Below are 12,798 nucleotides of genomic sequence, written 5' to 3' on the forward strand. Positions count from 1 at the left end.
GTCGTCGATGTGGCATAAGATATCTCAATCGAGCCGGACTCCGAGAGTTCCTGCTCATGCGGATAGGCCAAGATCGCAATCCCGGCGTAACGACCCCCTCCTCGACAGCGACAACCTGGCTTGTCGGCCCGAGTGGGAACGCTTCGCGAAAGGCCGATATGACGGGCGCCCGCAGGTACTGCTGGGAGCGCATCATGGACGACGAGAACCGCCGCCGTTGGTCTCCAGCGCGATGAAGATCATGGTGACTGGACCCCCGGTGACGGAAGCGGAGACGCGCCCGGCCAATGATCGCATTAGCGTTCGTATGGCCGCTTGCGGCCAAATGGCAGCGAGGCTGGATATGAAGATCTTCCACGAGCCCCCAACAGCAAGGAGCGAAGAATCGTAGCCGAGCGAGATCATCGACGCGAGCGCCTGGAGCACAAGATGAGCGCGATGTGTTTGAGCGGCCGGTCGAACACGCCCGCGAGGCAGCGTGCCCATTGCCGGACGACGTGACCTACGGTGAGACGATCCCAAGCAGCCCCACCGTGAGGGCCTCCAAACGAAGGACGAAGCGCCGGCTTTAGATTCGCGTGGGACAGCGCAGCGGCGGTTTCGAACTAGCCTAGGCCACACCGCGACTCGTCGGTTGCCAGGATTCCGATCGGAAGCGGCGCGATTGTCTTCGCGATGAAGTACCCGACGAGGGTAGGTTTCCAACCGGCGCTAGGCTCGTCGCCGAATAGCTGCCCATCACGAGTTCGAAGGCGTAGAAGAACGCCCCAGTCAGCGGCGCACCGAAGCTCCGCGATCGCGCCCGCCGCGCCGCAGCCGACCACGATGCGCATGTCGCCGCGGCGAAGACGAAAAGCTCGGCCGACCCGCAAGGCAATGCCGCTCGCAAGCTGCGTGTAGTACGGTCCGCCACCGACATTCTTGCCGAGATAGACCCCCTCTGACTTTCGACCGCCTCCAATGGTCGCAGACAGGCAGCCACTGCCGCAGCGATTCGTTCAATTCAAAAGGTACATCTGGTAGGTCAGCGAGCTGCGTTTCGGCCTTCAGCCCAAAGCCTATCCCAACGGCGGCACAGGCGATCATCGCGGTCGCCCCGCCAGTCGTTCTGAGCCGGACACCTCGAACCTGCCCTTCGCTCGCCTTCTCGATCGCGGTCGGATCGACGCCTTGCCTGATCGGGATATCAGCAGCAGTGATTCGACCCAGATAATAGATGCCCTTCGTGAACGCCGTACTGCCTTGCCAGCATACTCCGTATGGGCTCGGATCTCCCACCAAAACCAGCAGTATCGGGCAAAGCCGCCATGGTCGCGCCGGCCCTCACGTATGGTATGCGACTAAGCAGAATAACGGGCCGGTGCCGAGGAACACTGATTGCGTACGCCTTGTCTTTCAGAGCACCGCCCAAGGTGAAGACGCCAAGCATGTCCCAGCCGCGGATGGGAATAATTCAATCCATCGCGCCCGTGGTCAGGATAAGACGATCCCACACCAAGTAGCTGCCGCCGCTGGGGCACTTGATCGGCGGCGGCCGCTACAACTATTCTCTTAATTTGGATATCAAACCTCTTCCTGCTGGTTACACCGACAACCAGTTCATCCGCAACCTGACGGGCACGGAAAGAAGTCACGATTTCGGCGTACGTACGGGTTTAATCACACCGACGCCGTTAGTGACTCTCCAGAACACTTCGGACAATGGTCAGTCGTCCACCAGGGCCCGAAATTCCCCAACCAGGCCCTTACGCCAACAACCCGCCCGCTCAAGATCATCAAAGATCGCTAACGATCTGGCGTGCCAGGGCTCTGCGGCGGCTTTCACTAGGACGGCGCGGTCCGCGTCGAGCAGTTTTGGCAGTTGGTCCGCAGTTTGATTCATCAGATTAACGCAATACTGACCCGCTTCAGCGGCAGCTTCATTCAGGCCTTCTTGTAGAGCGGGTGACAACAGCTGATAGCGTTGCCGGTTTATGGCAAAGGATAGATCGAGGGGTCGATAATCAAGTTGCGTCATGTACCGCGCGAAGCGCGTGAAACCCATACTTACAACATGGCTGAGATTCGTGATCATCGAGTCGATCTGGCCCGCCTCGAAGGCTTCTTTGACTTGCGTCCAAGGGACGACAACTGGTTCGCAGCCAAGGCGCTCTAGGTAAGCGAATGTCGTTTGATTCTCCGAGCATCGGATACGTGCTCCCCGCAACTCATCCGGTGATGTGATGAGCTTCTTCGAAATTAGCACCACGGAGGGCCCCCGACGCCACTTCAAAGTCGGATTCAGTACCTCAACGGAGTTTGCCCTCAGGGCGTTCCTCACCTCTTTTTTGAAGAGCGGGCTCGCCTGGAACCGGTCATAATGCGCTTCGCCGGTAAAGCAGAAGGGGCAAGATGCCAGTCGCAGTGGATCGGAGAACCCCTCAAAAAAACCTAAGCTTTCGGCAAATAAATCGATTGCGCCATTTGTTAGCGCCTGAACTTGGATAGCGGCCGACCCGAGCTGCGCGGCCGGAAAGACCACTATGGTCACCCGGCAGTCGGTTTTGATTCCGACCAGCTCGGCGAATTTCTCAATGGCACGGCCTTCAGGGTCCCAAGACGGCAGGAGGGTACCGAGGGAGCGGGGCATTTCCGAGTCGCTCTGCAAAAAGTAATTCGGCGGACGTTGCAACTCTACGGCGATCTTGGCCAACGAGCGAATCGTCGCTGTGCTCTTGCCGTTCTCCAACTTCGAGAGTTGCGGTACGGAAATGCCAACCCTCTGGGCCATCACCTCGAGGCTTAGCCCCGCAGCCTTCCGTGCCTCACGAATCCGCTGGCCCACCACTTGGCCGATGTTGTCTTCCGAGGTCGGGCCTATCCTCAAGTCGTCGCCTGCGGTCTCGCGTCTCAAAGTTTCTCCTTTCCCATCCCCACACGGCAGTCAATTTGGCATGGCCTATGTATTCATCAAGACCCCGGCTGCGGAATGAACCCCTCTTGCCGCATCAGCCAGGTGTCTGTGGCTCCATCCTAGGTGTTCTTCGCGCCGATTGCCAATTTTTCCGCCCGACTGCCAGATGGGCTTTCTTGAAAGGAAAATTCTTACTGGCTGAAATCCGAGGGCCGCTGGCTTGGTCGCGCTGCGGGGCTGCCTTATATGTCACGACCTTAACGAAACGAGCCTCGTCGTTGCAGCGGGCGCCATTTGGGGCGGATTTTGGCGGAGAGTTTGGGCGGCCCAGGTGGCGCGTACGCGCGGGGAGAGACGAGGTGGCAGATCTATGACTGGCGAAAATAGGGCTGCGACGAAGGGGCGCCAGGCGCTGCCAGAAAGTGCGGACTCGGCTCCTGCTTTGGCGGCAATGGAAGCCGATGGCTGCGGACTTGAGACAGCAGAAAGTGTAACAGCAATTCCGGTGAATGCGGAAGGGAAAGGAGAAATCATTTGTCCGCTTATCATCAAGAATTTTTATGACACGAAAGGATGACGTGTGCTCCAGCGTTGACCAAAGAGCTTGAAAGTCGCGGGGCGGCAAATCTCTTGTGGCCTGGGCCATCTTGAAGATCGGAACGGAACGCAGCCGGTTGGGTCGTTGCCATCCTCGTAGCCGACGGCAATCATCTTCATGGGAAAGCCGATCATATCGGCCACGCTATGGATGACCTGGTCCGGGCAGCGCGGATCATCGATGCAGCGCGCCAGACGGTCAGCCAGCCGCAGCCGCTTTCCACCTCGGCCAGAGCGAGACCCCACTGTTGGACGACAGCATGCCGCCGTCGAAACGCGCGACCACGGACTTGCCGCGAACAGATGACCAACCGGTCAGCGGCAGCGTAGGATCATTCATGGCGGGTGTGGTCTCCGGGAAATGATTCGGATCCGGCGTGAGCAACCAAATCCTATGTCATTTCAAAGGGTTGCACCACATCCTCCAATTTTTCAGGCCAGGAGCATTTTGCGATGCACCGCGACTGCTGCGGCTGGTCCGAGACGACGGCGCGTGCCGCCGAGAGATGACCATTCTCGGCGGAGGCCTGTTGTCGCCCTGGCTTTTGTTGCGATAATCGATACTCCTGTCCCGGTTCCGAAATTCGAAGCCGTAGGGCCGCCCCGGGATGGACGCCGGTTCAGCATCAATTGGGGAGAGTAACCGGATATACGGGATTGGCGAGAGGGGATCGTGCGACACCCAGCAACTGAGCGGCGCGCCAACGCATCCTGATGGGGTGGACCGCCGCCATTGCCTCGATCCAATATCTGCTCCCTCCGGAGCACGTATGCCACGAGCCGTTCCGTCGGCCCAGCCGGCCAGTTTAACCGCCGCAAAGTCGGTTCCCGGGTCCATATAGATTAGCTGGCCGCCATTCCCACGGCACGCATACAGTCTCGCCGCTCATGGTCCTCGATCCAGAACGTGTTGTGGTAAGCGCCTTCGGTCTCCCGAATAATGGTTTGCGTCTCCTCGATCCATTCCGATGGAATGATCTGTCGCCCGTTTAGCTTCCCGCCGCGCAGCAGCAGCAGCGCGAACCGGGCATAGTCACAAAGAGTCGCATTGAAGCCACCATCCGTGCAGGCAAAGCGGCCATGGTCGACCATGATATAGGCATCTTCCTTCGCTCCCTTCGGCGCCCACAGCTCGGTGCTGAAGAGCTCCGGCAGCGTTTTTTCCGCTTGCACGCTGCATGATGAAGCCCAGCACATTGTTCTCGGGCGACCGGTAACTGAATCTTTCGCCGTGCGGACTCTCCTGCTCGGTCAGCCTGAACAGGAACTGGCCGGTACCGGCAGGCCGAACACCCCCCTGCTGACGTCTAAGGTCATCTGTTTCCCTAGAAGGACGCCGCGTTGACCTCATCCGGTCCAAGCGCGACGCTTCTCCCGTTTACGTTGCGCCGATTGCTAGCGCCTGAATCTGGGTTGCGGCCGGCCCGAGCAAAGGAAAAAAAATGGCGCCTAACATCTGCAAAATTTTCTTGACATGAAATGTTGACCGGCTGACATATTTAATCTGTCGAGCAGATGTGGCGAATGGGTGCAGAGCGCGACCCGTGTGCGGCAGAAGGAAATGTGCTCCCACGTTTGCTCGGCGTTTGAAGGGAGCGAAGCAGCGATGCAGCGCGAGCGTGAGAGGAGTCAGGGTCAGCGATACCGTACAATCACTTCGAAGTGGCGCGGATCGGCCGACCCCCAACAATGCTCGAGAGCTCTTCGTCAAATAAGGCCGGCGAGCGAAAGGGCGTGCAAACAGGCAGCAACCCACCAAGGGGAGTGTGTTATGGACGTGGACAAGAAACTAAAGGGAACCTTGAGGCGCCGGACATTCTTGAAGGGCACTGGGTGCGTTGCGGCGGCAGGTGCCTTGTCGATGCCGTGGGTAAAAACCGCATTGGCGCAAGAATTCGCCGGCAAAGAACTGAGAGTGCTGACATGGTCCGATTCCACCGGACGGGCGGCGGTTCGCAATATCCTTCAACCGTTCGAAGTGGAGACTGGAGCGAGAATTATACCTGACCTGACGGGCACCACGTCGGATATGATTGCCAAGCTGAGGGCCTCTGCCACTCGTCCGCAGTACGATTTGGTTATTCTTTCCGGCTTCGGTGCCTCAACGTTAGCAGAGGCAGGACTCCTTGAGGAGCCCAATTGGGAACAGATTCCCAACTCGCAAAACCTGTTTCCGCAGTACCGGTCTGGCGCAAAGGGATATGGCGTGGGGTACTTTTTGTGGAGCGACGCACTTCTGTACAACACAGCTGTATTTGATCATGCGCCTAAGTCCTATCAGGTGCTTTGGAGTGAGGAGAGCAAGGGTGGGGTCCTAGTCTATCCGCCGCAAAGCCTAGGGGCGATGGAGTTGATCATCGCCGCTGCCAAAATGGCAGGAGGCGACGCCAACAATCCGGACGCGGGATTTAAGCTATTGGCAGAATTGAAAAATAACCTCCTGACGTTTGAGAATAACCCGGCGCAAGATGCTGAATTATTTCGTTCGAAATCAGCTATATCTGGGGCCGTATTCTCCCCACTGCTCTATGCAGAGTATATTAGAGACCCGCAATACAATCTGAGCGCAACCCTAGATCTAGCCGAAGGTTTCTTTGTGGACTTGCAGCTTATGGTGGTTCCCAAAGAGCACCCTGGTGATCGCGCGGCGATAGATGCGCTTATGAACAGAGCGTTAGACCCCGAAGTTCAGGGGAAGATGGCCGAAGAGGTCTGGTATGGCCCGACCAATGCGAAGGCGGTCCTTTCTGAGAAGGCAAAGGCGATCCCGTACATTCCATCGCCGGAGGTCATTGCGAGTCGCGCGATAACTGTTGACGCAGATCATCTCGCTTCCGTGCGCGATGACTGGGTGCGTCGCTATGCTCAGGCGCTCGGCTAACGACGAGGCACTGTTCTGACAATGAACACTCCTGCGAGGCGCTAGTTGGCGCGTCGCGCCTGTTTGTTTCTGGACTGAAAGATCTTGCCTATGAACGAGCAGAATCTCGCCCTAGAACTCGAGAATGTGAAACGCCACTTCGCCGAGGGTAAGGTGCGCGCTGTCGACGGAGTGTCGCTGAGTGTCCGGGGAGGCGAAATCGTTTCCATTCTCGGGCCTTCGGGGTGCGGAAAGACGACAATCATGCGGATGATCGCCGGTCTTGATACGCCGACCGAGGGTCGCATCCGGATCCACGGGCGTGATGTAGCCGGGCTTGCACCGCATCAGCGTCATGTCGGGCTCGTTTTCCAATCCCTTGCCATCTTCCCGCACATGACTGTCGAAAAGAATGTCGCCTTTGGTTTGAGGATGCGGAACGTGGCTTCCGGAATCATTCGAACCAAGATCAGAGAGGCGCTTGAACTGGTGCAACTGCCGCCCGACAATTTCGCGACGCGCTGGCCGAACGAATTGAGCGGCGGCCAGTTGCAGCGAGTAGCTCTGGCACGCACCCTTGTGACTGAACCTGCCCTCGTGCTCTTTGACGAACCAATGGCCTCACTCGATCGGCGCCTGCGTGACTATATGGCGGTGGAATTGCGGGCAATTCAGAAAAAGTTGGGCATCGCGGCTGTCTACGTGACCCACGATCAGGAAACCGCATCGACCATGTCTGACCGGATCGCGGTCATGAATGGGGGGCAGGTCGTTCAGGTCGGCCCGCCTGCGGAGATATACGATGCACCCGCCAGCTGTTTCGTCGGCGAATTTCTTGGGGACGCGAACATCCTGACAATCAGGCAGCTTTTTGACGGGAACGGGCCATTTTGTGAAATCGAGGTTGAAGCAGGTCGACGCCTAAGGGTGAAGGCGGCCCAGCATCTTGCGAAGGGCGGTAAAGTCTTCTTCCGGCCCGGCCGGACAAAAGTGCAGGTGTCCGATCCAGGAGGGGGTATGGAGGCAAAGCTCGTTTCGCGGAGCTTTACGGCCGGAATCTATCATTGGAAGATGGAATTTCCCGACGGCACTGCGCTTGTTGCCCACTCGACCAGAGATGATTTGGGAAGCGTGAGCGCGGGACAGTCGGTCTGGGTGACGGTCGACCCTGAACAAACGCGTTTGGTAGAAACATGATGGTGGCCGGCACGAACGAATTGACCGAAACGCCGTCTGCATTGGCGATAACGCCCCGCCGTCAGCGGCCGATTGTGTGGTTGTTGCTGCCGGCAGGTCTCTTGATCGGGCTGCTGCTGGTTTGCACCCTCGCCGTATTGCGCATCAGCTTTGGTACGCGTTATGCCGAGTGGGACGGATGGAACCCCGCTGCCTATTCTGAGGCGGCGGACCCGTATTTCTTTTCCATCATTTTCGATACCATTTGGCTTGCCGTCGTAAGCGCAGTGCTTGCGGTGATCATATCGTTTCCGATCGCACTCTTCATGGTGCGCACCTCTTCGGGACTGGCGCGCCGTTTGGTGTTGATCGGGATCATGCTGCCGATGGTGGTTAGCCTTCTGGTGCAGAGCTTCGGTTGGGTCGCAATCTTGGGCCCGGATGGGCTCATCAATCAGATAGCCTATTTGGCAAGCGGCCAGCCACGCCCCTTTACACTGCTGTTCAACACCACCGGCGTATTGCTCGGCCTCGTGCAAACAACAATTCCTCTCGCGGTGCTGCCGATCGTATCGTCGCTCAGCGGCATTCCGGTCGATTTGGAGGAGGCTGCCAGCGTGCTCGGCGCGCGACGACTAAAGACTTACCGCTATGTCATCTTGCCCTTGGCCATGCCAGGAATCCTGACCGGTGCAATTCTGGTGTTCGGCTTTAACACCGGCGCATTCGTGGTGCCGCTTCTGCTCGGCGGTTCGCGAGTCTCAACAATCGCTGTGATCATTAGCGATCAAATGGGTACGCTTTTTAATTGGCCGTTGGGGGCTGCGCTCTCCATGGTGCTGATCATCATTGTGCTCTTGGTACAGGCTGCCAATCGGTTCATCGGCTATAGATCACGATTTGAAAGGTAGCTGCAAACATGGCAGGTCACATAGGAAGACAAGGCAAAGAATCAGCGTTGATTGGCTTAATTACAGCGATCTTGATGACGCTGATTCTGTTGCCGAATTTCGTTGTGGTGGTGATGTCGTTCACTGACAGCACTACCCTGCAGTTTCCGCCGCCTGGCTTTTCTCTTCGGTGGTATGCGGAAGTCTGGCAGATGGCGACCCGAGACAACTCAAGCTTCACGCGCCTCACCGAGTCTTTTCGTATCAGTGTGACTATTGCGTTTATGGCCTCAGTGGTGTGCGTCCTTGCCGGCGTGCCAGCAAGCTATGCGCTGGTGCGCTATCGCTTTCCTGGCCGTTCGGCGGTGGAAGAACTCCTGGGCTTGCCGATCGTGTTCCCGGCCGTGGTGCTCGGCATCTCGCTGCTTATTCTGGTAAGCGCTAGTGGCGTTGAATTCGGCATCTGGCAGATCATAGCCGCGCACGCGATCATCTTCCTGCCTTTCATGATGCGCAATTGCATGACCGCGCTGAAGGAGGTAGATCCGGCACTCGAGGAAGCTGCCAAGACACTGGGCGCTTCGCCGCTGCGTACCTTCGTTGAGGTTATCCTGCCGCTGATGCGCGGTGGTATCGCATCGGGCGTCCTACTTGTCTTCATTCTGTCATTCAACGAGTTCACGTTGAGCTATTTCCTTTACACCGTGGACGTGTTCCCGCTGTCGATGTGGCTATTCCAACAGTCCAACACCTCGTTCAGCCCGACGATTTTTGCCATTTCCGCTCTAACGATCTTCTTCAATGCCGCGATCATTTTGGTCGTCGACGCGATTGTGGGAAGACGCGGGGGCGGCCTTCAATAAAAGCCGCGGTTGGGGCCGAGGTCACGCGGGATGAACCTGCGCTTAGAGGTCGACCTAGCTAGTTTGCGTCCACAAACGCCAAGATATTTATATTGTTGCGTTAATCGGAGTTTTGCGCAGGCAAGGCCCGGCGATTTCAGGTACACTTTGGTCTCATGCCGCTGATTCCAAAGCACAATCTGCAACCGCCGGAGCCGACAATGCGCCAAGAACGCACCGTCCAAGATGGGGTATTCGGCTTGCGCCCCATCTTGGCGGAGCGGCATGGAGGTGCTGCGCTTCGAGCTGATGGTAGAACGTGGTCTGTCCGAAACAGCCACAAGCATCAGGAAAGGAAGCGCAGCATGAAACATCATGCAGGATTGGACGTCTCGGTGAAAGAGACGGCGGTGTGTATCGTCGACGAAACAGGCACGGTTTGCCGCGAGATGAAAGTTCCCAGCCATCCGGAGGATCTTGCGCGGGTGCTCAAGGATCCTGCCTGGAACTTTGAGCGGATCGGTCTTGAAGCCGGGCCCTTATCGCAATGGCTGTTCGAGGGCCTTGCCAAAGCCGGCCTGCCGTTGATCTGCATTGAGACGCGTCACACCAAGGCATTCCTGAAGGCGCAGGTGAACAAGACCGACCGCAATGACGCGCGCGGCATCGCACAGATGATGCGGGTCAACCTGTTCCGCCCGGTGCATGTTAAGACCCTGACGAACCAGAAGCGTCGGGCGTTGCTGACGGCGCGCAAGCTGCTGCAGGAAAAGGCGATTGCCATCGAGAACGACATCCGCGGGCTGCTGCGCAACTTCGGGCTCAAGGTCGGCATCGTCGGTACGGTCAAATTCGAGCAACGCATCCACGAACTGGTTGAAGGCATGCCTGATCTGGCCGAAATCGTCGAACCGCTTCTCGACGCTCGCGGCAAGCTGCGCCAGCACTTTGCCACCCTTCACCGCAAGCTTCTGGCGATCGTCCGGGATGATGAAGTTTGCCGCCGACTGATGACGACACCAGGTGTAGGCCCGGTCGTGGCTCTGGCCTATACCACCACCATCGACATTCCTGCCCGCTTCCACAATTCGAAAGCGGTCGGACCGGTTTTGGGTCTGACACCTGTGCTCCATGAGTCGGGCGAAAGCCGCCGGGTCGGCCGGATCTCGTTATGCGGTGACGATATGATGCGAACGCTGCTCTACGAAGCCGCGCAGGTCCTACTGACGCGCGTGACGAAGTGGTCCTGGCTGAAGGCCTGGGCGATGAACGTCGCCAAGCGGCGTGGTCGGCAGCGGGCCATCGTTGCGCTCGCCCGTAGACTAGCGGTGATCATGCATCGCATGTGGAGCGATGGCACACGGTTCCGCTGGACAAAGGAAAGCACACCGGTCGCCGTCTGAACTGGGCCGTTAAGAAGGAGACAACAAAGTTCCACTTGCCGGTGGAAAAACGTCCTTCGCGGGACGATGGATGAGGTGAGTTCGCTATGCTGGCGGTGCCGATTGTACATCAGGACGCGTCCAAGATTGTTCCACCTCGTTCTGCGGATTCCCCATACTGGGAGGGCCAAGGCGCCGATCCCGAAGAGAAGCAAGACCCGCGAAAGACGTCATGCCGGCGAAGCGGAAAGCTCGAAAGTGCTTGACCTCAAGCCGCCGAATAGAGAAGCCAGCATATTCGATCTTTTTGCCACGCACGAGATCGGCCACGAACTGAAGGCGATGTCGCAGTGGCTGGACGAGCACCACAATCTGCTTGGCTTGGTAGCGCGAGACCTGGGTCGGAGCAGCGTCAGAGCCACCGGGCGGCAAGGCCTACCTGCCGAAGCGGTGTTGCGCTGTGCGCTTCTCAAGCAATACCGGCAACTGAGCTATCAGGAACTGGCATTCCACCTCGAGGACTCAGCCTGTTTCGCCGGGCGCTGCTGTCGAATGCCCGGCAGGTAAAACTGGAAGACGGTGCGGTCGTGCGGCTGGACAGCACTGTGACCTCGGCAGTCATGCACGAACCGAGCGACAGCAGTCTGCTGTGGGACGCTGTGCGGGTCATGGTGCGCCTGTTGAAGCAGGCTGATGCCTTGGCCGGTGGCGCCCGCTTGGAATGGCGGGATCATTGCCGCGCGGCCAAGAAATGCGCCCGCAAGATCCAGTTCACACGCGGCCCACCCAACCGCATCCAACTCTACCGTGAACTGGTCGCGATCGCCTGCGCGCCTGCGCGACCTTGGCCTATCTGAAGCAGGCGACGGAACGATTGGCTGTGGCGAGCACTCAGCTCATCATACTGTGGCAGGCCCAGGTTCGTCACCATGGGCCGCTGATCGAACGCATCATCAGACAGAGCGAGCGGCGGGTGTTGGCCGGGACTTGGTGCCAGCCAGCGACAAGCTGGTCAGCCTGTTCGAGTCCGATGCCGATATCATCGTCAAAGGCAGCCGCGACACCGAATACGGCCACAAACTCAACCTGACAACCGGCAGGAGCGGCATGATCCTCGATCTGGTGATCGAGGCGGGCAATCCGCGCGACAGCGATCGATTGCTGCCGATGCTGGAGCGCCACGTCGGTATCTGGGGCCGGGCGCCGCGGCAGGCGGCGGCCGACGGCGGCTTTGCCAGTCGCGACAATCTGGCTACAGCGAAGACCTTGGGCGTTCGCGACATGGCATTCCACAAGAAAGCCGGCCTCAGGATTGAGGACATGGTGAGAAGCAATTGGGTTTACCGCAAGCTGCGCAACTTCCGTGCCGGCATCGAGGCCGACATCTCGTGCCTCAAGCGCGCTTACGGCTTGGCGCGCTGCACCTGGCGCGGTCTTGATCACTTCAAGAGCTACGTCTGGTCCTCGGTCGTGGCCTAGAATCTCGTCCTCTTCACACGTCTCAAACCGACCTGACGTCGAGCTATTGCGCGGATCAGCAGCCCGCCGGCAGGCGCCGGCTCCATAGCCATGACTAACTTCCGTCCGGCGAGTTCTTTCTGGCGCGATCCATTGGACTTCGCGTCGGCCCGGTACCGCAAACGACGTCCTTCCTGCGGCAAACTTGTAAACGCTCACCAAAATGGGCGTTTGTGGACGGAAACTAGCTAGACGATAGATAGGCTTGCTGATCTCGACCGGGAGCTCGTGTGGCCGCGCGAGGACGAGGTGTCGCGGCGACTGATGACAATTCGTAAATTGGCGCGGCGCTGCATATTCCCAATGCGTCCTTTTGAACCGTTCACTCCTCCGCCGATCGAATACTCTCCAACGGCCTCCGCACCGTCGGAGCTACGCAGCCGCAGTCGGACTCAGTAGCTCTCCTCCTCCATGAGGTTCCGATCCGCTATTGGCTTCTGTCCGAATTCCTGCCCCGCTTACAGGCCGGGGGAACTCGCAGAAAAAAAGTAAGAGCGATTTTCCGTAGAAATATCTCATTACAGGAAATATCCCTTGCCAAGCCGCTAATAACTTTTTTCTTGACACGAAAGACGTTGTGTTCCAGTTTCACCAAGATCCTTTACATGCTCAGGGCGGCAAGTCCTTTTTCGCGTAGGAC

General features: G+C 58.2%; 8 protein-coding genes and 3 pseudogenes. 7 read left to right on the forward strand and 4 right to left on the reverse strand.

The window, feature by feature from the left end; translation table 11 throughout:
- Positions 1–703 precede the first annotated feature (703 nt).
- Both NKI72_RS23155 and dctP read right to left on the reverse strand, forming a co-directional pair.
- A pseudogene (locus NKI72_RS23155) lies at positions 704–926 on the reverse strand (chloride channel protein); the annotation flags it as partial.
- Between the two features lie 779 nt (positions 927–1,705).
- A complete protein-coding gene (gene dctP, locus NKI72_RS23160) occupies positions 1,706–2,893 on the reverse strand; it encodes a TRAP transporter substrate-binding protein DctP (RefSeq protein ID WP_352850968.1) in 1,188 nt (395 codons plus the stop codon).
- Between the two features lie 370 nt (positions 2,894–3,263).
- Between dctP and NKI72_RS23165 the strand changes: the two genes are divergently transcribed.
- Positions 3,264–3,470, forward strand: coding sequence for a hypothetical protein (locus tag NKI72_RS23165; protein ID WP_352754014.1), 207 nt, complete (start codon positions 3,264–3,266; stop codon positions 3,468–3,470).
- Between the two features lie 63 nt (positions 3,471–3,533).
- On the opposite strand, the pseudogene NKI72_RS35490 reads toward NKI72_RS23165, so the two are convergent.
- A pseudogene (locus NKI72_RS35490) lies at positions 3,534–3,830 on the reverse strand (transposase); the annotation flags it as partial.
- Positions 3,831–4,333: 503 nt separating this feature from the next.
- The gene (locus tag NKI72_RS23175) at positions 4,334–4,663 is read right to left on the reverse strand and encodes a serine hydrolase domain-containing protein (RefSeq protein ID WP_352754018.1); all 330 of its coding nucleotides are present in this window, start codon (positions 4,661–4,663) and stop codon (positions 4,334–4,336) included.
- A 598-nt stretch (positions 4,664–5,261) separates the two neighbouring features.
- Between NKI72_RS23175 and NKI72_RS23180 the strand changes: the two genes are divergently transcribed.
- From NKI72_RS23180 to NKI72_RS23205, 6 genes and pseudogenes are all read left to right on the forward strand, one after another.
- Positions 5,262–6,371 carry an ABC transporter substrate-binding protein gene (locus NKI72_RS23180; RefSeq protein ID WP_352754020.1) on the forward strand — a complete coding sequence of 370 codons (1,110 nt, stop codon included), beginning with the start codon at positions 5,262–5,264 and terminating at the stop codon, positions 6,369–6,371.
- Positions 6,372–6,461: 90 nt separating this feature from the next.
- A complete protein-coding gene (locus NKI72_RS23185) occupies positions 6,462–7,547 on the forward strand; it encodes an ABC transporter ATP-binding protein (protein WP_352754022.1) in 1,086 nt (361 codons plus the stop codon).
- Positions 7,544–8,437: an ABC transporter permease gene (locus NKI72_RS23190; RefSeq protein WP_352754024.1), complete on the forward strand. Its 894-nt coding sequence runs from the start codon at positions 7,544–7,546 to the stop codon at positions 8,435–8,437. The genes NKI72_RS23185 and NKI72_RS23190 overlap by 4 nt, the downstream gene beginning before the upstream one ends.
- A 74-nt stretch (positions 8,438–8,511) precedes the next feature.
- On the forward strand, positions 8,512–9,279 hold the full coding sequence (locus tag NKI72_RS23195; RefSeq protein WP_352754026.1) for an ABC transporter permease: 768 nt from the start codon (positions 8,512–8,514) through the stop codon (positions 9,277–9,279).
- Between the two features lie 344 nt (positions 9,280–9,623).
- Positions 9,624–10,661 (forward strand): IS110 family RNA-guided transposase, encoded by a 1,038-nt coding sequence (locus NKI72_RS23200; protein ID WP_352754028.1) that lies wholly within the window; start codon positions 9,624–9,626, stop codon positions 10,659–10,661.
- A 237-nt stretch (positions 10,662–10,898) separates the two neighbouring features.
- Positions 10,899–12,119: pseudogene (locus tag NKI72_RS23205) on the forward strand (ISNCY family transposase).
- The last annotated feature ends 679 nt before the right edge of the window (positions 12,120–12,798 follow it).

The sequence above is a fragment of the Mesorhizobium sp. M0437 genome (genome assembly GCF_040321335.1).
Taxonomy (GTDB): Bacteria; Pseudomonadota; Alphaproteobacteria; order Rhizobiales; family Rhizobiaceae; genus Mesorhizobium.

What these genes read in the sequence shown, in the direction of transcription:
- NKI72_RS23190 (WP_352754024.1), top strand. Translation starts at nt 7,544, where the DNA reads ATGATGGTGGCCGGCACGAACGAATTGACCGAAACGCCGTCTGCATTG.
- NKI72_RS23185 (WP_352754022.1), top strand. Translation starts at nt 6,462, where the DNA reads ATGAACGAGCAGAATCTCGCCCTAGAACTCGAGAATGTGAAACGCCAC.
- NKI72_RS23180 (WP_352754020.1), top strand. Translation starts at nt 5,262, where the DNA reads ATGGACGTGGACAAGAAACTAAAGGGAACCTTGAGGCGCCGGACATTC.
- NKI72_RS23200 (WP_352754028.1), top strand. Translation starts at nt 9,624, where the DNA reads ATGAAACATCATGCAGGATTGGACGTCTCGGTGAAAGAGACGGCGGTG.
- NKI72_RS23195 (WP_352754026.1), top strand. Translation starts at nt 8,512, where the DNA reads ATGACGCTGATTCTGTTGCCGAATTTCGTTGTGGTGGTGATGTCGTTC.
- NKI72_RS23165 (WP_352754014.1), top strand. Translation starts at nt 3,264, where the DNA reads ATGACTGGCGAAAATAGGGCTGCGACGAAGGGGCGCCAGGCGCTGCCA.